Here is a 23,849-nt window from a genome sequence, read left to right as displayed (position 1 = left end):
CCGCCGGCCGGCCTTCGGCGTCACCGACCGTAGACCTCGAACTCGTGGAGCGAGAACCCGTACGAGGTGGCCCGTTTGAGGCCGTACACCCGCACGTAGCGGGCGGTGACCGGGGCGAAGGTGACGTTGTCGACGCCGCCGTTGCCGGTGGTCGTGGCGAACACCGGCGTCCAGGAGCTGCCGTCGCCGGACACCTCGATCCGGTACGACGTGCCGTACGCCGATTCCCAGCGCAGCACCGCCCGGCTGACGGTGCGGGCCGCCCCGAGGTCGACCCGCAGCCACTGGTTGTCGTTGTAGCTGCTGGCCCAGCGGCTGCCCAGGCTGCCGTCGACCGCCTTGTCCGGCGTGTGGCGGGTCAGGAACTGGGTGCTCGACGCGGTGGCCGGGCGGCCCTGGGCCAGGTTGGTGACGTCGTCGCCCCGGCGTGCCGGGAACGAGACGACCTGCTGGTAGGTGGGGCGGTTCTGCCAGGCGATCAGCGGGTGGGTGATGCCGCCGAGCCCGGAATGGGCGATCGAGTCGGCGCACCACTGGTCGCCGGCGGAACAGGACTTGTCGCCCGGGTAGACGGTGGTGGCCGGCACGACCGCCGCCTGCCCGAGCGCGCCGAGCAGCGCCGTCCGGCACGCGGCCAGGTCCCCGCCGCCGCAGTACGCCCGCCCGAGGCCGCCGGCCACCGGGTCGCCGAGCACGGTGCGTACGTCCTTGTCGACGTAGCCCCACCAGCCGTACTGGAACGACGAGCCCTTGTGCGCCTGCCCCTGCGACGCCCAGCTCGCGGCGCCGTCGCGCCCGCCGTTCTGGCCACCCGACGGCGCCTCGTTGACCTCGATGGCGTCGACCAGCGCGGCGTAGAGGTCCGGCCCGAGTCCGGGGCGGAACTGCGCCGAGGCGAGCAGCGGCCACCACGCGTCGAAGATCCGGATGGCGTCGGCGTGCTGGTAGACCTTGGAGCCGGGCGTGGTCTCCACCCGCCGGGCGCCGGCCTGCTGCCAGGCCCGCAGCCTGCCGATCGCGTCGGCCAGGGCCGGGTCGCTGACCGGCGCGCTGTCGAGCACCCGCAGCAGGTCGCCGAGGACCTGCTGGCCGCGCAGGTCGGTCACCGCCGCGTCCGCCATGATCTTGACGACGTCGGCGCGGCCGAGCTTGCGCTGGGCGATCGCCGCGCGCACCGGACCGTCGAGCAACTGAGCCCGGTGTACGGAGCCGAAGCTGAAGTTGCCGTCCGCCGCCCCGAAGTCCCGCGCCTGCTTGTTGTTCCAGCTCACGTAGTAGTCCTGGTTGACCGACTGCGGGTGGGCCGAGAGCGGGAGGTAGGTGGCGTCGTTGGTGTCCGGGTTCCAGCCGATCCACTCGTACGCCGGTTCGGCCTTCGTCGGCAGGTTCGGGTCGGCGGTGGCCGGGCGGAGCGGGTTCGAGCCGGAGTTGAAGTACGCCGCCTCGGTGGAGTTGACGTAGAACCAGTTGAACGCGTACCCGACGCTCGCGGCGGACGCCTGGAACGCCGCCGCGCTGCCCATCGCCGACGGGTCGTTGTAGGCCTGGAAGCCGATCGCCGAGTCGGCCTCGTGCCGGTAGGTGGAGCGCAGCTTGGTGAACGCGGTCGGCTGCCCGTTCACCAGCCCCCGGTAGGCGACCAGGCCGTACTTGGTGCGCAGCGCGCGCAGCGTGTAGGAGCCGGCCGGGGTGGAGTCGGCCAGCGTCGGTGACCAGGAGTTGCGCTGCTCCAGCGTCTCCATGGCCAGGCACTGGCCGTGGTAGAGGTAGCGGTTGGTGCGCAGCGTCGGCACGCTGCCGTCGGTGGTGCACAGCGGCACCGCGTAGGTGTCGGTGAGGTCCTGCGAGGCGGAGGTGGCGCTCCACGCGTAGTCCTGGCCGCGGCCGAGCAGCACGTAGAGGTTCAGCCCGGCGAACGCGGCGCCGCGCGCGCTGATGCCCGGCCCCTGCAACTCCTGGAGCATCAGCAGTTGCGGGGCGAAGTAGCCGGTCTGCGGGCCGAACACGGCGACCGGGTTGCCGGTGGTGGTGTGCCGTCCGGAGACCACGACGGCGTTGGACATGCCGTGTGCGCGCAGGTTGGCCAGGCCGCCGATCAGCCCCTGGGTTGCGGTGCTGGCGCCGGTGCGCGCGGCGGCCCCGCCGGTCTGGTCGTAGGCGAGCGGCTCGGCGACCACCGTGCCGGCGTCGGGGAGCACCGCGCTGGTCGCGCCGGGCGGCGTCGCGCCGTAGGGGAAGCTCTGCCCGTCGTGCAGGGTGAGCACGGTCTCCGGGTCGTTCTGCGACCGGAACGCCGCCCACACCCGGTCGCCCTCGGTGGCGCCGTACTTGGCCCTGGCGGCCACCCGGACCAGCGCGGACTGGATCTCGCTGCCGCCGCCCCCGCCGAAGAGGCCGCCGATCACGCCGGCGGTGGCGATCAGGTCGGTCATGGTGAAGTGCTTCGGTTTGCCGGCGCCGGCGAGCACGTACTCGCCGGGGTAGTTGTCGTCCGCGATCGACTTGTCGATGTAGGCGTTGATGCCGGCGATGTAGTCGACCACGTCGGTGTAGAGCTGCTGGCCCCGGGCGCCCTTGGTGCGCAGCGCGTCCACCTGGGCCTGGAGGTCCGCCTCGGTGTAGGGCGAGTTGGCCCAGACGCTCTGCTCCAGCTCCCGGTTGCCGGGGGCTCCGCCGGCGAACGAGGTGACGTTGCCGCGGCCGACGTGCCGCAGCAGGTCCATCACCCAGAGCCGGTCCTGGGCCCCGGCGTAGCCGGCGCCGAACATGGTGCCGGCGCGGGTGGTGCCGGTGACGTGCGGGACGCCGGTGGCCTTGTCCCGCACGATGGTGACGTCGGCGCGGGGCGAGACGGTGCTCTCGACCTGCCCGGCGGGGACGCCGAAGGAGGCGTCGTTGTAGAAGTGGGCGATCTGCTCGTCGGTCAGCCCGGCGTAGTTGTAGACCAGGTTCGCGTACTCGTCGAGTTGGTCGCTGGAGTGCGCGGGGCGGGTGCCGAGCGCCTGGTGGGCCAGGATGGCGGCCAGCGTGGCGTTGCCGTTCTGCCCGGGGGGCAGGATGTCGGCGCACTGGCCGAGGCAGTAGTCGTCGGCGGCGAACGTGCCGGCGGCCAGCACCGGTGACGGCGGGGTGACGCTCAGAACGCTCGCGGTCAGGGCGGCGGCGGTGAGCGCCGCGAGCCGGGCGCGGAGTGTGGGACGGGGCATGGGATTCCTCCGGGGACGCGGAGTCGGGCCTTCGGTACGCCCGGCGGCCGTGCCGACATCTCGCCCTCCGCGCCCGGGCGTTACACCCGGAGGTGAGAGTGACTCATATCTATCTCCGGGCAATGATCGGCGGCCGACCGCCGTCCGGGATAGCAGTCGTTCACCAACCGCCAATGCCGACGTTTCGGCCGCGGGCGACGGCTGGTGGTACGTGATCCTGGACGGGAACCGTTCGACTGCGACCGACCGAGACAACACCGGGCTGGCATTGCCGGTCGCTGACCGGACGACGGCCCGGGCTGGAGGGCCGGAAGCCCGCACGTGCGGCATTGACGTAAGTCATTGGTATGGACGAGGGTATCCAGACGACCGATTGCCACACGGCTGGCCAGTCCGGTGCTGAGATCATCGTCCGCCCCAGTCCTGGCAGGCCCTCCAGGCCGGCCGGCATCTCTCATGCGAAGGAGCCCACCCCCCATGGGGCTTACGCCAACGCCAACCCGCAAGATCGCCATTGGTGCGACCCTCGCCGCAACCGTCGCAGCCCTCACCGGCATCGGTATCGTCGCCGCGCCGAGCAGCAGCGCCGCGGTCGGCTGCGGCGTGCTCTTCGATGACTTCAACTACTCATCCCGTACGGACGCGGCCCTCGGCCAGCGGGGCTGGCGCATCCGGAGCAGTCCCGGCGGCCCGGGCGTGAGTGGTGCGCGCTGGCTCGCTGACAACGTGTCGTTCCCGACCGTCGACGGGCAGAAGGCCGCCCAGCTGCGAGCGGTCACCGACGGCACCGCGGGCGGTACGACGCACGCCGAGTTCTCGCAGAGCAACCGCCGCTTCTTCGAGGGCACCTACCTCGCCCGGATAAAGTTCGCCGACGCCCCGGTCAGCGGCCCGGACGGCGACCACGTGAACCAGACCTTCTACGCCATCTCCCCGCTTGCCGCTCCGCGTGACCCGATGTACTCCGAGCTGGACTTCTCCGAGTACCTGCCCAACGGCGGCTGGGGCGAGCCGGGCCCGATCAACTACCAGACCAGCTGGTACACCTACGTGGCCGATCCGTGGTACGCCGACAACCAGCACAGCAAGCAGGCCGGCAGCATCAACGGCTGGCACGACGTCATGGCGACGGTCTCCGGTGGTCACGTGAAGTACTACATCGACGGCGCGCTGGTCGGTGACCACTCAGGCAAGGTCTACCCGCGGCAGAACATGTCGCTCGACTTCAACCAGTGGTTCATCGACCTGACGGGGCACACGGCGGCCGGCACCAGCACCTGGGTCCAGTCGGTCGACTACGTGTACCACGCCAAGAAGCAGGTGCTGAGCCCCACTCAGGCGGCTGCGGCGATCAACGCGTACCGGTCCGGAGGCACCGTGCACGCCGACAGCGTCGTCACCACCAACGACTGCGACCCCGGCGTACCGCCGGGCACCAACCCGCCGACGACCCCGCCGGCCACGCCCGGCGCGACGATGCTGCAGTCCAACTTCAGCGGTCGCTGCATCGACATCCCGGGCGGCAACCCGGTCGACGGAGCCCGCCTCCAGATGTTCGACTGCAACGGTAGCGCCGCGCAGAGTTGGGCGTTCCACGGTGACGGCACGCTGCGGGCGATGGGCAAGTGCATGGACCCGGCCGGTGGCGCCCTCGCCAACGGCACGCCGATCCAGCTGACCGCCTGCAACACCAACCCGGTGCAGCGGTTCACCCTCACCTCCGCCCGGACCCTGGTGAACGTCTCCTCCGGCCGATGCGTGGACATCAGGGACTGGGTCGGTAGCAACGGCGCCGCGCTACAACTGTGGGACTGCGCCGGCACCGCCAACCAGATCTGGGGCAAGCTCTGACCGGATGACAGCAGGAGGAAGGCCCGCGCCGGCTCGGTGCGGGCCTTCCTCCTGTACGCGGAGGCTCGGCCTCGACCCCGGAGCGACCACCGCATCCGTATGTCCCTGGCCGAGCAGCCGTGCGAGTTCGCGTGGTCGGGCGACGAGCTGCGCGGCGTCGTGCCCCCACCCTGCTCGCGTTCGTGCGACAGGGCTGGCGTGCCGAGCGGCTCACCGGCGCATGGCACACCGTCAAGTCGAACCCGGCCAGCCCTGGGTGCCCGACCGCCTCCACACGCGATCCCGGTTCGCAGCATTCGTCAAGTTCTGGATCGGGGCGTCTCCCGGGGGACTGCATCCGGATGCACCTGGTACCGCCGCAGATCGCCCCCGAGTCAGGAGGCGAGCTGAGCCTCGATGCCGGTCCTGCAACAGCGGAGATCCTCGGCCGGCGCACGCTGAGAGCAGCGTCGGCCTACGCGCTGTTCGGCTCATCGCGGCCGTGACGCTGGTGGTCGCGGCCGGAACTCCGACCGATGACCGGCCACACGCCTCACTCACCTCGCGGGGGCCCCGCGTCATTCCGACCCGACGTCAGGAGAATGTCATGCGTTTCACCTCGATGATCAGAACTGCGCTGCCCATGGTCGCGGTCGGTGCAGTGTCGGCCGTCGGCGGCTTCGCGATCGCCGCATTCGTCCAGGAGAGCACCACGGATCCGGTTGCGGGGTCGGCCGAGTCCTTCTCCGCCGTTACCGTCACCGGCTCGCAGACCGGCACCCTGCTGCCCGGCGAAACCGCGTACGTCACCCTGACCCTCACGAACCCAAATGCGAACGTGAAGGCCAAACTGGTATCCGTCGTGCCCGGCAAGGTTGTTGTCGACACCGTCGTCGACAGCGCGGACACGGCCTACTGCCAGGGCCAGATCGAGCTCTCCACGCTCGGCGCCGACCCCATCTTCCCGACGCTCGCCGTCAGCGAGGCGAACTTCCCGTTCAAGCTGACCGACGCCGTGAAGCTCAAGCCCGACACCGACATCCGTTGCCAGGGCATGACGTTCCACACCACGTGGACGACCACGTTCGAGGCGGTGCGCTGAGGGTCGCCGACAGCCGAACATGGATGAGGTCGGCAACTCGTCGACCGTGCTGGCGTCAGCGTCCACGGTCCCGGTGTGTCCGTTTCGACGCCCTCCGCCCGCTGGCGCGTTTCCGCCCCTGCATTCCGCACCCGCCTCAACTCGGGCACCTGCCGCCCCCTCTCGCCGTTGGACGCAGTGCGGCTGGCGCGGGAACAGCGAGGCCGACGCCCGACGCGACATCCTCCGCTGGATCGCCTTCCACCACCACCGCCGTCGCCACTCCCCCTCGGCTACCGCAGCCCCGCCGAGTACGGACGAACCCTCGACCCCACTCCGCTGCTACCGATCGCAGCACAACCCGGTGTCCACACCCAGGGGAAGCCCAGCTCTGCCACCCACACAGCGCGCACGTCGACACGCCGCCCGGCCGACAGGCCGAACAGCGTGTCGACCACCGTGAACGTCTGTGGTCAGGGCACTAGATCATGCGGCGCCGTACCCGCCACACCACCACACCGATCAGGACCGCAGCGACGGCGACGAACAGGGCCGCCTCGATGAGCTGGAACGTCCAGAACCGGTCGGCCGGGTGGTAGACCCCGAACTGCTGGATGCCCCGCGCGTGCAGGAACTGGTTGAGGTTGGTGCCGGCCCGGTCGGCGGCGCCCTCCAGCTCGTAGTACTCGGTCGAGCCCAGCCTGCGCCCGGTGGCGTCCGCGTAGCCGTGTTCGATCAGCCAGTCAGCGGAGCTGGGCGCGGGATGGTGCCCCGCCTGGTCCTTCGAGCCGCCGACGGGGACCGGCTCCATGGTGGTGAGCGGCGTGGCGTACGCGGGACGGGCCAGCAGCGCCACCGGCATCCGGGCGGCGAGGAACGCCCCGAACGCGACGCCGAACGCGGGCAGGCTGCGCCGCAGGATCGCCCCTGCGGCGGTGGCGACGCCGAACGCGAACAGCGCGTACGCCATCGGAACAAGTCCCTCCACGTCGAAGGCGTCGTACTGGAACCGCCCTTCCCACGCGTCGAACGGCTGACGGAACCAGGTGAGCACCGCGGTGAACATCCCGGTGAGCGCGACCGTGACGCCGGCCAGTGCCGCGAGCTTGGCCGCCAGCCAGCGCATCCGCGGCACGGCCTGCGTCCAGGCGAGCTGCCAGGTGCCGTCCTCCAGTTCGCGGGCGAGCAGCGGCGCACCGAGGAACGCACCGATGACGACGGGGACCAGATAGAAGACCGCCAGGAGGTTCTCGACGTACCCGTACTCCTCGTCGAGCCGGCGGAAGGAGGCCGCGCAGGCCTCGTTGCCGGCCTCTCCCGCACACCGGGCGGGACCGCCGGGGAACAGGTCGTGGGCCTGCGTCCCGAGCACGAGCAGGGCAACGCCGAACATGCCGACAAGCAGACCCAGGACGCAGACCTCGGTCCGGTGCTGGCGCCAGATCAACCACGTCATGCCGCCACCCCCGACGTGACCGCGGCGCTCGGCCCGGACGGCCGCCGCAGGTACGCCAGCACCAGGTCCTCCAGCGCGACCGGCTGGGCCTGCCACCCGGGCGCGGCCGGGATCGCGCCGTCGCGTACCAGCAGGGTCGTGTGCCGGTCGCTGTGGACGGCCTCCACGACGGTGCCGGCCCGGTCGAGGTCGGTGGCGGTGCGCGGGCCGACGAGCAGCCGGTGCTCGGCGAGGAGGGTGTCGATGTCACCGGTGAGCGTGACCCGGCCGTGGTTGAGCACGACCAGGTGGTCGCAGACGCGCTCCAGCTCGTGCACGACGTGGGAGGAGAACAGGACGGTCACCCCGTCCTCGGCCACCGCGCCCATGAGGACCTGCAGGAACTCGTGCCGGGCCAGCGGGTCGAGGCTGGCCACCGGCTCGTCGAGGACGAGCAGGTCCGGCCGCTTCGCCAGGGCCAGAGCCAACGCGACCTGGGCCTGCTGCCCGCCGGAGAGCGTACCGGCCCTGCGGTCGAGCGGGATGCCCAGCTTCGCCAGCCGGCGCTCGGCCAGTCCCTGGTCGAACCGCAGGTTGCAGGCCCGGCCGAAGCGGAGCATCTCGGCGACGGTGAAGCGCTTGTACAGCGGGTGGTCCTGGGCCAGGAACCCGACCCGGGACAGAGTTTGCGGGGTGCTGGCGGTGACGTCGTGGCCGAGGACCTCCACCGTGCCGGTGCTCGGTGCCAGCAACCCGACGACCAGGCGCAGCAGCGTGGTCTTGCCCGCGCCGTTCGGCCCGACCAGGGCGATCACGCCGCCCGCCGGCAGGGCCAGGGTGCAGTCGCGCAGCGCCCAGCCCTTCCGGTACCGCTTGCCCACACCGTCGGTGCGCAGCGCGAACTCGGTCGCTGTCACGCCACGTCCTCATTCCTCGTCTGCTGGTGGACGGAAGTAAAGAGCGCGTCGACCGCCTGCTCGTCGAGGCCGGCCGCGTAGGCGCGGCGCAGCCAGGTCGCCAGGCCGCGGCGCAGCGACGTGTACGTCGACGCCGACATCGCGGCCGACTGCTGTTCATTGACGAACGTGCCCTGGCCGGGTCGGCCGGTGACCAGGTTCTCCTGCTCCATCTGCCGGTACGCCTTGGCGACGGTGTTCGGATTGATCGCCAGGTCCTCGACCACCTCACGGATGAGCGGGAGGCGGTCACCTGGTTGGAGGAAGCCCAGCAGCACCGCCTGGCGGACCTGCTGGACGAGTTGCAGGTACGGCGGCACGCCGGAGTGGGTGTCGAGCCGGAAGACGAACACGGTAGCTCCTTGCTGCTTTACTAGTACGATAGTAAAGGAGCGAGTTGGCGGTCAAGAGAGCCGACGCGCCCGCACGACCGCGGCACCGGATCCGGGCGCACGCCTGCCCCGGCCGCCGGCGGGTACCCGCGCGGTCGGGGCGCGGCGGCGACAGTGACAACGGACCGGCGATGTACGCGATGAGGCGGCTGGCCGCGTGGACCGCGGCTGGGGCACCGGAATGGCCGTCCTCAGGGGCGTGGCGGGATGGCACTTGCTCTGTTGCCGGCCCAGGGGGTGCTCCCCGCCGGGAAGACGTAGTTGTTGACCGTGGCCCCGGTGACCAAGGACAGGCCGCCGTCGTGAAGCGCCCGGTACGCGCCGCGGCCGAGGCCGGGCTGGAGCGAGCCTGTGCAGGTTGTTGGCTCGGAGTAGTACCGGTCAGCCGTCGTGGGTTCGGTCATCGTGGCCAGTACGCTCCTCCGGTTCTGAACACGGCCTAGCCCAACACCTCGAAGGAGCCACCCATGGGATGCGACATCCACGCGTACGTCGAAACCCGCACCAACGGCACCTGGGCCTATGCCGGAGACAACACCTTCCCCGACAACGAGTTCCCCAAAGAAAAGCAGTGCCCGTTTGACGGCGCCCGCGACTACGGCCTGTTCGGGTTCCTCGCCGACGTCCGGAACTACTCCGAGTCGCCGGTCATCGCCGAGCCGCGCGGCCTGCCCGCCGACGTGTCCGCCGAGGTTCACGCCAAGAGCGACGACTGGAACGTTGACGGGCACAGCCACACGTGGCTGACCCTCGCTGAACTGCTGGCGTTCGACTATGATCAGTCGTTCGCTGATCAGCGTGGTGAGGGTGAGCCGCAGATGAAGACGGTTCGCGAGTTCCTCCACGACTGGTACTTCGGTCGGCTCGACCTGCTGGCGAAGCTGGGTGCCCCGGAGGACGTGCGCATCGTGTTCTGGTTCGACAACTAGCGGTGGAAGCCCTCATGGCCCCAACTCGACCCCGCGCCGGAGGCACCCCGATGACCACCCGCCCGTCATGCGCGGCTGGCCCAAGCACGGCCCGGAGGTAGCCCGATGATCGACATCACCGCCCGCGCCGCCCACTACTTCCACCGGAACATCGCCCCCGCCGAACGGGCCACCGGTCCTTCTGACGACATGACCGAAGCTGGACGCATCCGCCACATCCGCGACACCGCAGTCGACCCGGAGGCGGTGCGGCAGCTCACCGACATGTACCCCCGCACTGCCGCCGTCTGCTTCTCTTGTGGCCACGACGTGAAGTGACCCCAATCGGCCGGGCCGCACGTCCGAGCACCCCCTCGCGCGTGTGGGGAGGGCAGGGTGCTGGCCGGCGTTGCCGGATCCGCAGCCCGGCTCCAGCATCGCGTCCTCCCCACGCACGTGGGGTGCTCTGGCACGCTCCCGAGCGACCCGCGACGGCCGTCCGTCCCTTCACCACGCCGTGGACGAAGATCCGACCTTGATCGACGTCCTCGACCTTCCGCCGGGAAGTAGCGCACAGCGCACCCGTCTCGGAGAACCTTGGACCGGCCATCCCGACTACCCCAGCCTGAGCCGATCGGGTAAGGGCTTCCCTGACCGGCGGCAGCAGGCGCGGCGAGACGCACGCACGTAGGTGCGCACGCACGCACCACTTGCCGCGTGCCGGGCGTGCCGGCCCTGCGTCGTTCACCTCGGTGAAGCGATGTTGTGCCTGCGGAAAGACCGTTGAAGAAGGCCGCGACCAGAGGGCGCGCCTGGCCCTCGTCGTGGAGTTCGTTCGTGCCGAACCGATAGACCTCGTAGCCGGCAAGGGTGAGGTCACGGCTGGCCGCCACGGGACGCGCTACTCGTTGCCATCCGGGAGCCAGCGCCGTTGGCCATCTGCGGCCTCGCGCTCGCTTGCGTAGTGCGTCTGACCATCGACCTCCAGCACGATTCGGGCGCCTGCCGGCGCCACGTAGCTGTCGTTTCTCCCGTTCACCCGCCAGGACGGTCCCGCCGTGCATGCTCGTCCACCGGCGCCCGCCGTGATCGTCACTCAATTTGAACGCTTATGCGCTCGCCTCACCTTTCTTAGGTGCCGGCGGTCGCCCCGCACCGTGACGGCAGGCCGGAGTTGGTGAGGTCGATGCGCCAGTCGATGTGGCTATCGTCAGCCACGTATGCCCATTAGGGTCGGCGGCATGACGCCAGCCGCTGCCGCCAGCGCCTTCGACTCGCTGCGCCTCGACGCCGTCCGCGACCAGGAGGCGCTGCGCCGTGCCTACGAACTCCCCAGCGACGCGGCCGTGCGGAAGCAGATGACCGAACTCACCGAGCAGACCCGGCGGTTGATCGGCTGCTCGTCTCTGGTCCTGGTCGCCAGCGTGGACGCCGAGGGCAACTGTGACGTCTCCCCGCGCGGAGGCCCCGCCGGGTTCGTCGCCGTCCTGGACGCACGGACGGTGGCCATACCGGACGCCACTGGCAATAAGCGTCTGGACACCCTGCAGAACGTCGTCGCGACCGGACGGGCCGGGCTGCTGTTCATCATCCCCGGGCGCACCACGACGCTCCGGATGAACGGCCGGGCCTGTGTCTCCACGCGCCCCGAACTGCTGTCTCAGCTGACCGCCGTGGGCAAGCCGCCGGCCAGTGCGCTGGTGGTGGGGATCGAGGAGGTCTACCCGCACTGCCCCAAGTCGCTCCTACGCGCCGGGGCCTGGAAGCCGGAGCAGTGGCTGCCGGCGGACGCCCAGCCGACCTCGGCCGAGGTGACGCTGGCCCAGCTGCGGATGCCGGAGCTGACGATCGCTGACATCGAGCAGGCGGAGGCGGACTCGCTGAAGTACCGGTACGAGTGACGGGTCGCACAGGGCTTGTGCCGAGCACCGCGGGTGCGGCCAAACTCACCGAATCACCCCTGCCGGATCAGCCGGTGGGGCCAGCACCCGCTCGTACCTTGCCGTCTGAGGAACTCCCGAAGAAGCTGGCAGAGCTTCGTGACGGCCAGCAGATGGTCGGCATCGCTGGCAAGGCGGTCCTCGGTGGCACCCTCACCGTGGGTCTCGGCTACAGAGGTTGAAAGGCTGACGTCCCTCCGGCGCGGCAACCTGATCCGGGTCGATGGGTTGACGATGAGAGAAATCGCCCGACCCGTACTTCATACTGAACGGCAGTTCTCGTGGAGGGCACGCCGGTTACCCTCAGCCCGTACGACCCGCAATGGGCTGTGCTGTTCGAGTAGGAGCGGGCCATCCTCGAAACCGCTCTGACGCAATGGCTGGTCGGGCCAGTCGAGCACATCGGCTCTACATCGGTTCCCGGCCTGGCAGCAAAGCCGATCATCGACATGATGGCGCCGGTGCGGAGTATGTCAGGGGCAGTAGCCGCCATCGAGGCGGTGACCGCTCTCGGCTACCGCAACGGCGTGCACCGTCCGGAGGAAGCGCACTACTTCTTCAAGCCGGAGGCCGCCAACTGGGGGGAGCGCACGAACCAGCTCCATCTCACCGAGCCGACCTGCCTGCTGTGGCGGCGACAAGTCGCGTTCCGCGATGCGCTGCGGTGCCGGGCGGATTACCGGTCCCGGTACGAGCGCCTCAAGCGCGATCTCACGCACGCTCACGGCGCTGACCTCATGGCCTACGCGCGCAACAAGGCGACTTCGTCAACGAGGTCCTCGGCGCGCGCGACAAGACGCAAGCTCCGACCGTCAGCTACACCCGGAGACCGGGACGGTCTCTGACACCCGACGGATGAGGCCGAGTGGATCCTCGGCCCAATAGGAGGCGAAAACCAGTTCCCGGGCCGAATCTGCCCACAGCAGGTGCCGCCCGCCGTTGCCCCGGGCGCTGCGACCGGTGCTCGGGGCACGCGCGCCACGGGATCTGCTCGTCGTGTGTGAAACGCCTTCTTAACTTGATCTTTAACCTGCGGCGGTTGGTCGGTGACCCCGACTGATCATGAGGACAGCCCTTGGTTGATCATTCTTCTTGTCGAGGGAAGACATCAATAGCCAAGGGCCGCCTCGGTAATCAGTATGCATGATCCTTATCCGGTTGGAGGCGTCGGGGAGCTGGGCAGGTTCCGGCGGGAGTTCTACGGCTGCTTGACCGCACGGGCGGACGCGTTGTTCGTGCTGGCCGACGTGATTTTGTGCGTCGATGGGCCGGTGCGGTCGTTGGTGGAGTTGTCGCTAGTGGGTGAGCACGCCGCGCGGTCACGGCGCGTTTCTCGTGATTCCGGCGGGCACGTTGCAGGGTGACGAGGTCCGGCCATTCCGCGTCCACCAAGAAGAGCCCGTCGGTGACCACCAGAATGCCGTTGCGGGTGTCCGTGGCCCGGATCTCGGTCAGGTGCCGGCGTACCGCCTCGACGTTGAGGTGCTCGTAGCCAGAATGCGGAGAAGGTCGCCACCTACCTGTGGACCAACGACATGATCATCGTATGCGACCACCACACCTGCACCCTCGAAGCCGAGACCGCGGTCCACCCGCTCGCCCCTCCGGGGATTTTCCTCGCCACGACAGCAAAAATCCCCGCCCAACGGGACAGGGATCACGTAAAACACGAAGAACCATCACAGTTCGTGTCGAAATAACGCGTCCGGGGCGTTCACGACAATGATTTCATGATCGTCGTCCGGGAAGAACTGCAAACTGGCACCCAGATAATCACCGCAGCCGATGCTGCGCCGTCGGGGTTTGGTTCGTGTACGAGGATCGACACAAACCGATGCCCATCAGGGGATGCGCCTTGTCGGCGCTATCCCACTCGGATGAAGTTCAGCCCATCTTGACGGGTCGCGAGCCAGGCGTTGGGGACCAGTCTTTGCGCGCGAGCCCTCTCAGCCGGACGCACCTTCACGACCCGACACGGTGCGCGCTCATGCCGATGAGCGCACGTCGTGCAGTCGGTGACGGTGTTCGGACTACGGGCCCACGCTCGCAGTTGCGTCAGCGGTGTTATGGCTGTATGGGCTGGGCCAATGATCGGACCAGTCGCTCGCCGTCGGGCCACGCGCCGAACCCGGTCTTGGAGTCCAGGTGCCCGACCGCGCCCGCGTCGAACAGTTCCGAGCCCCAGTCTCGCGCGTACGCTTCGAATTGCTCGAACGTGGCAAATGGATCGTTGTGACTGGCGACCAGGATCGAGCGGAAGGGCAGCGGCTCGCGTGGCACGTGGTCGATGAAGACATCGACGGTCTCGTGAGGGTCGGGAGTCCAGTCCGGATCCAGGTACGGTGGCGTGACCAGCAGGGCGGCACGGACGGGACCCACGTGCTGGCTGGCCCAGACGGCGACGGTCAGGCATCCCGCACTGTGCGCCACGAGGATCGCCGGCTCACCGTCGGTGCTTATGGCACCGTGCAGCGCGGCGACCCGTTCGGCGGCGACGTACGGTGGCCCGGGCGGTTCGGGGGCCCACTGGTACTTCGGGTAGTCCCTCACCCAACTGCGCGACCAGTGGTCGGGAAACGGAACTCCTCGACCGGGCACGACAAGGTAACGCGTCATGCTGGGGAGGGTAGCGCGACGATCCCCGGACTCGCAGGGCGCCAAAGGTGGTGGTTGAGTCGACGGCCGGAGCGTTAAGAAGAATGTAAGCACGCTGAGCACACGACGACCATTCTGCGAACGATGTGGAAGATCAGATGCACGCTTTGCCGCCGATCGTGCGCACTCTCCACCGGGCCGGGCGTCAATGTCGGCGGGCTGGACGTCGCTGCCAGTAACAGCCCGCGGTTCCGTGAGGTCCGGACCCTACGATGGCTTCGGCGGCCGTACGTACGGAGCCAGTCGTTCTCCAGCAGCGAGGTTGTCGCGCCAGTAGCGGTAGATCAGGCCGGGTATCACCTCAACCGGTCCTGCTGCGACGAGGCAGGTCAAAAGATCAGTCCCTGCCGGTGCGTCGACGTCAAAGGCAACGATCAGGTGGTTCGTCACCGACGTGCCGACGCACCAGTGCGCGCTCGTCGAGGTCAGGTTCCCGGAACCGATCATTCTGGAACTGGGTCGGGCAGGCCAGGTATGCGACGTCGGTGAAGACCATCTCCAGGCTGTGGTGGTAGGTCAGGTCATATCCCGCGGCCAACCGAAGCTGGGAGCCGTCGAAGTTCTGCACGTCCCAGTCCCACCAAGATCCCGCAGGCAGTTCGCCTCGGACCGCTGCCGCGCGACCGATGGCATCGGCAACGGAGCCCGACGCAGAGGCGCGTGGGAGTCACGAGGGTTGCTTCGACCACGGTCCGGCAGAAGACTTCGACCACGGTCCGGCAGGAGAACCGCGGGAACGACAGAAGTCAGAGAGGGCTCAGCCACAGCGACCACCACCGTCGACCGCCAGAGGGTCAGCGAGGTTGGCCGCGAAGATCAGATTCACGTGGTCAAAGAGCCCTGACCACCAGTACGTAAGAGACGGCATGGATGCCGCAAATTTGTGTCCGAGGGGGGATTCGACCACAAATTTACGGCACCCATGCTCAGCATGGGTGCTCATGACGTAATGCTATAGCAGCCAGCGGGCACTGTGGAAATACGAGTCGGGCGCAGCGATGGCCGAGGGGGCATGTCCATAGCCGTCGGTTCGGATGATCAGTTACGGGAAACCCAGGCTACAGTGCAAACCGACGGCACAACCGCCGGCGAAGGCAAGCCGATGTGCGGCAGCCACAGGGGTTACCGGGGGCAGAGGGTGCGATGTCTCAAACTGCCCCGCAAACGGCCAGCGTTCCATGACGCCTGGTAGATCCAGCGCCCCCGTCCGGTACAGGTCACCATCTGTGGTATCTGCAGCAGGAGGCCGACCCAGATCCTCAGCTCGGTGCCGACACCTCCTGACGTAATCTCCAAGTCCTGGTACTGCCTAAACAGCTGCGCATACGACAAACCGTATCCGTAGCGTTGAGCGGCGAGGCGCCGCAAGTCGCCCCGTAACCGGTAGCGGATCACGGCCTGCGGCACGTACCCGAGCCGGTACGACGCCAACTGTGCCCGCCAGCAGAACTCCACGTCGTCGTGGCTGCCTCGGTAGGCCTCATTGAAACCGCCTAGGGCTCGATACACGGCCGTTCGCACCCCGATGTTGGCACCGATCGCGTACGGCAGGAAATCCATCGTGGTGGGAAGGCGGTCGAGCGCCGGGTCAACCCGCCATGCCCGCACCCGCGGCGGGTTCAGGGTGTCTAAGTCCAGGCGCCCGCCGACGACGTCGGCCTGCTTTAGTCCATCAACCATGGCCTGTACCCACCCCGGGGAGGCCTCATCGTCCGCGTCACAGAACAGCACGTACTCGCCGCCGGCCGCCGCCACACCGGTGTTGCGGGCATGGCTGATGCCTGGCCGCGCGCTGGCGTCCACCACTTGAAGACCGGGAATGCGGTCTGCCCACCCGACAGCGACCGCTGCAGTGTCATCGGTGGAGCCATTGTCCGCCACAATAACCTCGAAGCGCCCGTCGAACTCCTGCTTTCGGAGCGCCGCCAACTGTCCCTCGAGTACCGCAACGGCGTTGCGCGCTGGAATGACCACCGATGCCGTCGGCGCGCCGGTCACGATGTCAACCACTTGGCCAGCGACGCGGCGAACCATTCGTGTCCCTCGGCCAACGGATGCCCGCCGGGTCCTCGCGCCATCCCCTCAGGCATCTCAAGGAAGGACCTGCCATGTGTGGGCGGTAACCCACCCCAGACTGTTTCGCCTTGCAGCTGACGCAGGTACTGCAGCGCGGGCTCGGGGACTTCCGGCGCAACTGGGAACGCGAACGCGTAGCGGGCTAGATACCCTTCGTAACTGAGAAACCGATCGAGCAGGACCCAGTCGAGGAACAGATTGGTCAGTTGGCCTTCGTCAGACCAGAGATGGTCGTAGAAGGCGCGGGACGCCCGGTGGCCGGCATCTTGCCGCCACGGGCCAATTCGTTGCCAGTTGCGGTCGCCTGGATGGTCGGCGGGGCCACCCCGCGCCTCCGGGCGCTCCCCCGGCGAGTAGTACTCGTGCCGGGAGCTTTGAGTCCACGCAAGCAACACGAGCACTTCGTCGGGTCGCGCGGAGAACTTCCGACGGGTGCCATCGACCCTGGCGACTGTGCTGCGGACGATGCGCCGGTTCGAGGAACCGTCTTGGGCAAGATTGACGTGTGGGATGCCGAGGAGTTTCCCAAGCACGACCGGCCAGGCCTGGGTGACCGGGTCGGACAGCTCTTCGCCCCGCGTGCAGCTGCAACCGTTGGTAACCAGTAGTCGAATCATGTGGCCCCTAGTAGACCTGAAGCCCGGTACGAGCAGTGAAGGCCGCAACATCTTCCGCCGAGTTCAGCAACGGCTCGCCCCGGGAGTTGAGGCTCGTATTGAGCAGCAGCGGACATCCGGTCTGCTCCTCCCACGCCTCGAGCAACGCGTACAGCCCGGGATGCGCAGCCCGGTCCACGGTTTGGACCCGGCTCGTACCGTCCCGGTGCACAATAGCGGCATACTCGGCGGGCCTCCGACAGGTCGCCGTGAACTGCATGAATGGCGACGTGGGCACGGGCATGTCGAACAGCTCATGGGCCCGCTCCACCCGCACCACCGGGGCAAACGGACGGAAGGGTTCGCGGCCCTTTATTCGATTGACCTGATCCTTCATGTTGAGTGGCCGTGGATCCGCAAGCAATGAGCGGTTGCCGAGCGCACGGGGCCCGAACTCCGCCCGACCATTGGCGACGCCAACGGCGCCTCCGGCCGTTAACTCCTTGACAAGCGCCTCCACCGGATACTCTCCGGCGAGCGGGGTCCCGAGGTACGGCCCAGGCCATCGCAATCGAGCACCCGTAACCGCTGCTACGGCCCCGACGCTCGAGCCGGCATCGCCAGGGTTGGGGAAAATCCAAACATTGTCAAAGCCCGCCTCCCGTGCGACCTTTGCGTTGGCCACACAGTTCAGCGCGATACCACCGGAGAGCACGAGGTTCCGCGACCCGGTGCGGTGCCGGGCCCAAGTGGCGGCGTTCACCATTAGATTCTCGACAACGTTCTGGATGCTCGCCGCGAGATCCTCGGCGCTCGCATCCGGCATCCAGTTTCCGATACCGCGGTGCGGATTAATCTTGAGCCGAAACGACGGCGACCTCACCTCAACAAAGTCCTCGTAGATGGCGTCGACGTACCGCGGCTGACCATAGGCAGCCATGCCCATAACGATGTATTCGTCCTCGTTAGGACGGTAACCACATCTGCGGGTGAACGCACTGTACAGCAGGCCCAGGCTATCCGGGTAGGAGCGCCGGTGCAATATTGCGTATGGGCCACGTTGCCGGAAATAACCGACGGTAAATGTACGGAACTCGCCGATAGCATCAGCGACGATGACCGCAGCTTCATCGAAATTGCTCGTAGCGAAACTTCCGGCAGCATGACTTTGATGGTGGCTGGCGTAGTGAATCTCAGGTATTGGAAACGGGAGCCGCAGCGCGCGAAGATACTGCCGAGGTAGGTCAGCTCGCGACCGTGCCTCCGCCCACTGACCCGCCCGGATATGCCGAACCCTTTTGAGCAGGGGCCGCTCGTACCATGCAATGGCGTCGGGTGGTCCGTAGGTCAGGGCCTCAGCGATCAACGCCTCAGCAAGAAAAGGGTCGTTCTTTATGCGCGAATAGCGCTCCGAATGTGCTGCAAATACGACTTGGTCGTTCTCGACAACCGCAAGCGATGCGTCGTGCGATAGCGCGGACAGGCCCCAGTAGCGCATCTCTATCCACCACCCAACAACGGCACATCACTTGTACAAGAAGGGGTCATGACGCCGCAGTTTGCGATTGCGACGACGACGTCGCCAAACCGCAGCGAGCCGCGAGATTAGTCTGACCAAAGGGGCCTCCCGACCTTCCCGTAGGGGGGACACTGGCAGCAACATACGTCACGCGGGAAGCGATGGAAGTGTCGGCATGTTGACATCGAACCGACGTGTACATCAGATCCGGGCAAGGCGAGACTGCTGCTCAAGGCGGACCGGAAGGAAGGAGCCCCAGGCTGGTGGCGAGGAGCAGCTCCTTCGCGGGGCAGGGCCTGCTAGGCCGCATGAGGATTGTCTACATAACAAACCAATTGCCTTTTCCCCCTTACAGCGGGGGCCAGCTCCGAGAGGCTCGACTGCTGTCCCTGGTGGCCGACGCCGTAGACGTCGAACTCTTCGTTCTAACCAACCGATACGACCGGGACTTCGCCCACGCCCAGCTCACGCTGCCCCATTGCGCCAACCTGTGGTTGTTTGAGAGCGTGCCGACACCGCCAGAACGACCACCCGACGACGTCCCGGAACGCGTGTGGGGCTATCGTTCTGCGGCTTTCGACGAGCGGCTCAGGCAGCACCTGCGCGACACCGAAGTTGACCTGATTCACGTGGAGGGCTATTTCCTAGCCGGGCATCTTCCACCAGATCGCAGAGTGCCACTCCTAGTAGTCGAGGAAAATATCGAGTACCTCCTGGATCGTGAGCACGAGGCGGCAGGGCAGCGGCGCGGTGCCAGCTGGCAGGCGAGCCGAGCACTGGAACATGAGGTCTGGTCCGTTGCCACGCTCGTCGCCTGTGTCTCGGCTCAGGATGCCGCCGTCGTCTTGCGCGACGCCCCTGATGTCGAGGTCGCTCTCATGCCGAACGGGTTCGACCACCTGACAGGTGCGGAATTTAAGACCCACACGGGGGTGGGGTCTCGCGTAGTGTTCGTCGGCAACTACAGCTGGGCGCCCACCAGACACGGGGCATCCGAGCTCATAACCAGGATTTGGCCAAAGATCAGTCAGGTCGTTCCCAACGCCCGGCTCGCCCTCGTCGGCGCTGATCTGCCCCCTGATCTCGCCGCTGCCGCTGCCGCTGCCGAAAGGATTGACATTGTCGGTGAGGTCGACTCAGTGTTGCCAGCGCTGGCGGACGCCGACGTGTTCGTCTGTCCGATCCAGACCGGGTCAGGAGTCAAGGTCAAGGTGATCGAGGCCATGCATGCCGGGTGCCCCATCGTCTGCACCGATCCCGCGATACGCGGCCTTCCTGACGGGGTTGACTCGGCCGTCGTGCTGGCTGACGGTCACCAGGAGATTGCGGATGCCGTCGTACGGCTCCTCCATGATCCGGCCCGTCGGAATCAATTGTCCCGCCGGGCGGTGGATCTGATCCGCGGTCTTCCGACCTGGGACGAAGCAGCGAAGATGTTGTTAGACGGTTGGCAGCGTGCGGCTTTTGCACGGGGTGAGGGCCAGCGATGAGGGTGGCGGTCGTCACGCTCCACACACCCCTAAACTTCGGCTCAGCCCTACAGGCCTACGCCCTTTGTCGCGTGCTACAGGATCTCGGACATGACGTCGAGCTGGTGGATTACCATAGGCCGACCCACAGCGGCTGGCAGATGGCCAAGCGTCGCCTCGCCGATCACTCGGGCAGCAGCATCACCCGCGCCTGGCACCTAGTTGATCGCAGCATTGAAGCCATGATCGCCGGCCGGAGATTTCGCGCGTTCCTGCAGGCCACGACCCCGCTGTCCCGCCGACGGTACCGGAGCGTCCACGAGCTGACCGCCAAGCCACCCCTCGCCGACGTCTACTTGACCGGTAGTGACCAGGTCTGGAACAGCGTGTACAACGAAGGAGTCGAGCACGCCTTCTACCTTGCGTTTGCGCCACCGTCAGCGCGGCGGGTGTCCTACGCAGCGAGCTTTGGCCTCGACGAATTGCCCTCCGATGAGCATGAGGCCACTTGCGCGCTTTTGAAAAGATACGATGCGGTGGCGGTTCGAGAGCAGGCTGGGCTGCGTATTCTACGTAAGCTAGGTCTGGGTGGGACAAGAGTTCTCGATCCGACCCTGCTCTTGTCTCAAGAGCAATGGACAACAGTGGCAAGCTCACATACCGCCACTGACGACTACGTCCTCGTCTACTCCGTGGAGCAGGACCGGATGACCGCTGCGGCGGACATTGCCCGAACCGTAGCCGACGCACGCAACGCTCCAGTCTACCAGGTAACTTTTGGCGGCTATCGACGGCATATTGTGGGCGTCGACCGCACCTTTCACTTCACGTCGCCGGCCGAATTCCTGGCACTGTTCGCCAATGCTGGCTTCGTCGTAACCAGTTCCTTCCACGGCACAGCCTTTTCGTTGATCTTCAGCAAGCAATTCTACTCAATCGCCCCACCGCAGTACGGCGGGAGGACAGGCGATCTACTTAGCATCGTCGGCCTCGCGCCTCGCCTTGTCACCCCCGATACTGTTGTCGATCCGGCCGCCCCAGCAATTAAATACGACCGAGTGCACTCCCTGCTCGATCAAGAGCGGGCCCGATCCAGAAATTATTTGACGACAGTCCTGTCGCGCTAACAGCGAAGGGAGGGGTCTTGAAGGTGCTTGTGACGGGCGGTGCAGGCTATATCGGCAGCGTCGTAACACAGCGGCTTGCCGCGAGGGGGCATGAGGTTGTCGTCGTCGATGACCTCTCGACCGGCTACCGGGATAACGTCCCAAGCGACGTTGAGTTCCACCAGTTATCGATTCACAAGGTGGACCGCGTGCTCACTCCCGGGGCCGGCTTTGACGGCGTCCTGCATCTCGCCGCCAAAGCCCAGGTGGCGGAGTCCGTTGCCCGCCCCGACTTGTACTGGAACACGAACGTAGCCGGCTCGCTCGCGTTGCTGTCAGCGGTGCGAGCTGCCGGGACACCCCGTCTTATCGTCTCCTCGACCTGCTCCATCTACGCCGACGCTGGCCCGGCGCCGCTCACGGAGGACAACGTTGTCCAGCCCGCAAGTCCCTACGCCGCCAGCAAACTGATGGTGGACATGCTCCTAGCGGCCGAGGCCAAGGCATTCGGACTCGCGGCCGTGAGCCTGCGCTATGCGAACGCAGCCGGGGCGGTCGGTGGCCTCGGAGAGCGACACCTACCGGAAAGTCATTTGATCCCGATGCTATTGCAGGTCGCCGGAGGGCAGCGGCGTAGGCTGATCATCCACGGCACTGACTACCCGACCCGGGACGGGACCTGTGTACGCGACTACATCCACGTCGACGATCTGGCTAGTGCCCACCTGCTCGCCCTGCAGGCCGCCGAACCGCGCCGGCATGCGATCTACAATCTGGGCAGCGGTGATGGGTACAGCAACGCCGAAATTATCGAGGCAGTCCGCGTCGTGACTGGACGGACAGTGCCGGTCTCGGATGGCCAGCGTCGGGATGGCGACGCGGTAGCGACGATCGTCTCCAACGAACGGGCCCGCCGAGAGCTAGGCTGGATGCCCAGCCACACCGAGCTGTACGGCATCGTCCGAGACGCCTGGCAGTTCTATCTCGCCCGCCTCGGCACCAAGGGATACCACCGAGGCGGGCTGGAATGAGCGATCACTCCTGGTCGCGTGCCGCGTCACCGGGTCTGCTGCACCGGCAGGTGACAGGTGTAGTCACGCGGCCTGACTGGCCGGTGGGTGCATGATGGTATCGAATTCAACGGGGGTCAACCGGGACAGCGACCGCTGGCGTCGGCGGCGGTGGTAGGTCCGTTCGATCCAGGTCACGATCGCGATCCGTAGTTGCTGGCGAGTGGCCCACGATCGCCGGTTCAGGACGTTGTTCTGCAGGAGGCCGAAGAAGGACTCCATGGCGGCGTTGTCTCCGGCGGCGCCGACGCGACCCATCGATCCGGCCATGTGGTGGCGGTTGAGGGCCCGGACGAACTTCCTGGACCGAAATTGGGATCCGCGGTCGGTGTGCAGGATGCAGCCGGCCAGGTCACCGCGTCTGGCGGCGGCGTTGTCAAGCGCCGCGACGGCCAAGCGAGACTTCATCCGCGAGTCGATGGAGTAGCCGACTATCCGGTGGGACCAGACGTCCTTGATCGCGCACAGGTAGAGCTTGCCCTCGGCGGTGTGGTGCTCGGTGATGTCGGCCAGCCACAGCCGGTTCGGGCCATCGGCGGTGAAGTCCCGCTGGACCAGGTCGTCGTGCACGGGTGGGCCTACCTTGCCGCCCTTGCCGCGACGCTTCTTACCGAACGCGCTCCACCAGCCGTTCCCGGAGCAGATCCGCCACGCGGTACGGTCGGCCATCGGCTGCCCGGCGTCGCGGGCCTCGTCGACCAGGAACCGGTAGCCGAACTCCGGATCGTCACGGTGGGCGTCGAACAACGCGTTGGCCCGATACGCCGCCACCAGGTCGGTGATGGTGACTGGTCGGCTCAGCCCACCGGTAGTAGGGCTGGCGAGCGATGTTCAACACCCGGCACGTCACCGCCACGGGGATCCCGTCGGCGGCCAGCTCGCTCACGAGCGGGTAGAGCCTTTTCCCGGCAGATGCGCCTGCGACAAGTAGGCAGCGGCCCGGCGCAGGACCTCGTTCTCCTGCTCCAACAACCTGATCCGCTTGCGCGCCTCCCGCAGCTCGGCCGACTCGGTGCCGGTCGTCCCGGGGGTGGCGCCGGCGTCGATGTCGGCTTGACGCAGCCACTTGAACAAGGTCATCGGGTGCACCCCGAAGTTGAACCGCATCACCATCATCGGCTGCGGTGGCGCCGGCAAAACGGCGGGGCCGAAGGCCCAGGCCTGGCCGTCCCGGCGGGTGACGGTCACCCGGGTGTGTCTTCCACACCGGCGGTGCGGACTTTCCGGTCCACCGCGACCTCGGCCTGCTCGATCAGCTTGTGCCGCACGGCGACGGCGACACCGTCGGCCGGCGCCGTGGACGACGCTCGGTACGGCGCCGGTGAGGGTGGCATCGAGCAGGAGCGCCGCGGCGGTGCCGAGCCAGCGTCGGGTGCTGATCATGCCTTTTCCAGACGGGGTCGAGAGGCTGATGCGTACCCGAAGGACGACAGACTTGAGATCGAAATATGTCGACCACAGCCGTGGTCGCGCCGCCCGGACGGTCGTTTGCGCCATCGGCCGCCACGGCCTGGGAGTCGGGCTACCGGACCCGCAACCCCGACCGGACGGGCGTGACGACCGCGCGGCCCGACTCAACCGGACCATCGGTCGACCCCCGCGTCCGCAGG

18 protein-coding genes and 3 pseudogenes are annotated in these 23,849 nt (G+C 67.4%); 10 read left to right on the top strand and 11 right to left on the bottom strand.

Going from position 1 to position 23,849, the window contains the following annotated elements:
* Positions 1-20: 20 nt before the first annotated feature.
* On the bottom strand, positions 21-3,206 hold the full coding sequence (locus tag V6V16_RS04700) for a penicillin acylase family protein (RefSeq protein WP_334559716.1): 3,186 nt from the start codon (positions 3,204-3,206) through the stop codon (positions 21-23).
* A 477-nt stretch (positions 3,207-3,683) separates the two neighbouring features.
* Here V6V16_RS04700 and V6V16_RS04695 point away from each other — a divergent pair, with 477 nt between their 5' ends.
* Both V6V16_RS04695 and V6V16_RS04690 read left to right on the top strand, forming a co-directional pair.
* Entirely contained in the window at positions 3,684-5,057 is a 1,374-nt protein-coding gene (locus tag V6V16_RS04695) for a ricin-type beta-trefoil lectin domain protein (protein WP_334559715.1), read from the top strand.
* A 586-nt stretch (positions 5,058-5,643) separates the two neighbouring features.
* Positions 5,644-6,138: a hypothetical protein gene (locus tag V6V16_RS04690; RefSeq protein WP_334559714.1), complete on the top strand. Its 495-nt coding sequence runs from the start codon at positions 5,644-5,646 to the stop codon at positions 6,136-6,138.
* Positions 6,139-6,598: 460 nt separating this feature from the next.
* On the opposite strand, the gene V6V16_RS04685 is transcribed toward V6V16_RS04690, so the two are convergent.
* Genes V6V16_RS04685 through V6V16_RS04675 form a run of 3 tightly spaced genes read right to left on the bottom strand, consistent with a single transcriptional unit; the run spans position 6,599 to position 8,861 of the window.
* A complete protein-coding gene (locus V6V16_RS04685) occupies positions 6,599-7,573 on the bottom strand; it encodes an ABC transporter permease subunit (protein ID WP_334559713.1) in 975 nt (324 codons plus the stop codon).
* Entirely contained in the window at positions 7,570-8,469 is a 900-nt protein-coding gene (locus V6V16_RS04680; protein ID WP_334559712.1) for an ABC transporter ATP-binding protein, read from the bottom strand. Before V6V16_RS04680 ends, V6V16_RS04685 begins: the two co-directional genes overlap by 4 nt.
* Complete coding sequence (locus tag V6V16_RS04675; RefSeq protein WP_046568276.1) at positions 8,466-8,861, bottom strand: GntR family transcriptional regulator; 396 nt, start codon at positions 8,859-8,861, stop codon at positions 8,466-8,468. The genes V6V16_RS04680 and V6V16_RS04675 overlap by 4 nt, the downstream gene beginning before the upstream one ends.
* A gap of 506 nt (positions 8,862-9,367) precedes the next feature.
* Here V6V16_RS04675 and V6V16_RS04670 point away from each other — a divergent pair.
* The 5 genes and pseudogenes from V6V16_RS04670 to V6V16_RS04650 form a co-directional block, all read left to right on the top strand.
* Positions 9,368-9,829: a hypothetical protein gene (locus V6V16_RS04670; RefSeq protein WP_334559711.1), complete on the top strand. Its 462-nt coding sequence runs from the start codon at positions 9,368-9,370 to the stop codon at positions 9,827-9,829.
* Between the two features lie 105 nt (positions 9,830-9,934).
* Entirely contained in the window at positions 9,935-10,147 is a 213-nt protein-coding gene (locus tag V6V16_RS04665; RefSeq protein WP_334559710.1) for a hypothetical protein, read from the top strand.
* A gap of 902 nt (positions 10,148-11,049) precedes the next feature.
* Complete coding sequence (locus V6V16_RS04660; RefSeq protein ID WP_334559709.1) at positions 11,050-11,709, top strand: MSMEG_1061 family FMN-dependent PPOX-type flavoprotein; 660 nt, start codon at positions 11,050-11,052, stop codon at positions 11,707-11,709.
* A gap of 392 nt (positions 11,710-12,101) precedes the next feature.
* Entirely contained in the window at positions 12,102-12,593 is a 492-nt protein-coding gene (locus V6V16_RS04655; protein WP_334559849.1) for a GrpB family protein, read from the top strand.
* Between the two features lie 294 nt (positions 12,594-12,887).
* Positions 12,888-13,122, top strand: a pseudogene (locus V6V16_RS04650) (NF041680 family putative transposase); the annotation flags it as partial.
* Here the strand turns inward: V6V16_RS04650 and V6V16_RS04645 are convergent.
* The 6 genes and pseudogenes from V6V16_RS04645 to V6V16_RS04620 all read right to left on the bottom strand — a co-directional run.
* Positions 13,081-13,239: pseudogene (locus V6V16_RS04645) on the bottom strand (aminotransferase class I/II-fold pyridoxal phosphate-dependent enzyme); the annotation flags it as partial. The pseudogenes V6V16_RS04650 and V6V16_RS04645 overlap by 42 nt on opposite strands.
* 573 nt (positions 13,240-13,812) lie before the next feature.
* Positions 13,813-14,364 carry an RBBP9/YdeN family alpha/beta hydrolase gene (locus tag V6V16_RS04640; protein ID WP_334559708.1) on the bottom strand — a complete coding sequence of 184 codons (552 nt, stop codon included), beginning with the start codon at positions 14,362-14,364 and terminating at the stop codon, positions 13,813-13,815.
* Positions 14,365-14,764: 400 nt separating this feature from the next.
* Complete coding sequence (locus tag V6V16_RS04635; protein ID WP_334559707.1) at positions 14,765-14,971, bottom strand: hypothetical protein; 207 nt, start codon at positions 14,969-14,971, stop codon at positions 14,765-14,767.
* A gap of 554 nt (positions 14,972-15,525) precedes the next feature.
* Positions 15,526-16,413 (bottom strand): glycosyltransferase, encoded by an 888-nt coding sequence (locus tag V6V16_RS04630; protein WP_334559706.1) that lies wholly within the window; start codon positions 16,411-16,413, stop codon positions 15,526-15,528.
* Complete coding sequence (locus V6V16_RS04625; protein WP_334559705.1) at positions 16,398-17,096, bottom strand: DUF6071 family protein; 699 nt, start codon at positions 17,094-17,096, stop codon at positions 16,398-16,400. Before V6V16_RS04625 ends, V6V16_RS04630 begins: the two co-directional genes overlap by 16 nt.
* A 7-nt stretch (positions 17,097-17,103) precedes the next feature.
* Positions 17,104-18,573 carry a carbamoyltransferase family protein gene (locus V6V16_RS04620; protein WP_334559704.1) on the bottom strand — a complete coding sequence of 490 codons (1,470 nt, stop codon included), beginning with the start codon at positions 18,571-18,573 and terminating at the stop codon, positions 17,104-17,106.
* A 413-nt stretch (positions 18,574-18,986) separates the two neighbouring features.
* On the opposite strand from V6V16_RS04620, the gene V6V16_RS04615 reads away from it, so the two are divergent.
* The 3 genes from V6V16_RS04615 to galE are packed head-to-tail and all read left to right on the top strand — an operon-like array spanning position 18,987 to position 22,200.
* Positions 18,987-20,084, top strand: coding sequence for a glycosyltransferase family 4 protein (locus V6V16_RS04615; RefSeq protein WP_334559703.1), 1,098 nt, complete (start codon positions 18,987-18,989; stop codon positions 20,082-20,084).
* Entirely contained in the window at positions 20,081-21,190 is a 1,110-nt protein-coding gene (locus tag V6V16_RS04610; protein ID WP_334559702.1) for a polysaccharide pyruvyl transferase family protein, read from the top strand. Before V6V16_RS04615 ends, V6V16_RS04610 begins: the two co-directional genes overlap by 4 nt.
* Before the next feature lie 17 nt (positions 21,191-21,207).
* Positions 21,208-22,200: a UDP-glucose 4-epimerase GalE gene (gene galE, locus V6V16_RS04605; protein WP_334559701.1), complete on the top strand. Its 993-nt coding sequence runs from the start codon at positions 21,208-21,210 to the stop codon at positions 22,198-22,200.
* A 63-nt stretch (positions 22,201-22,263) separates the two neighbouring features.
* Here the strand turns inward: galE and V6V16_RS04600 are convergent.
* A pseudogene (locus V6V16_RS04600) lies at positions 22,264-23,358 on the bottom strand (IS3 family transposase); the annotation flags it as partial.
* Positions 23,359-23,849 lie beyond the last annotated feature (491 nt).

Origin of the sequence: Micromonospora sp. CPCC 205561 (assembly GCF_036906775.1) — a bacterium.
Lineage (GTDB): Bacteria > Actinomycetota > Actinomycetes > Mycobacteriales > Micromonosporaceae > Micromonospora.
Note: the sequence above shows the minus strand (reverse complement) of the source record. Positions and strands in the feature narration are given on the sequence as shown.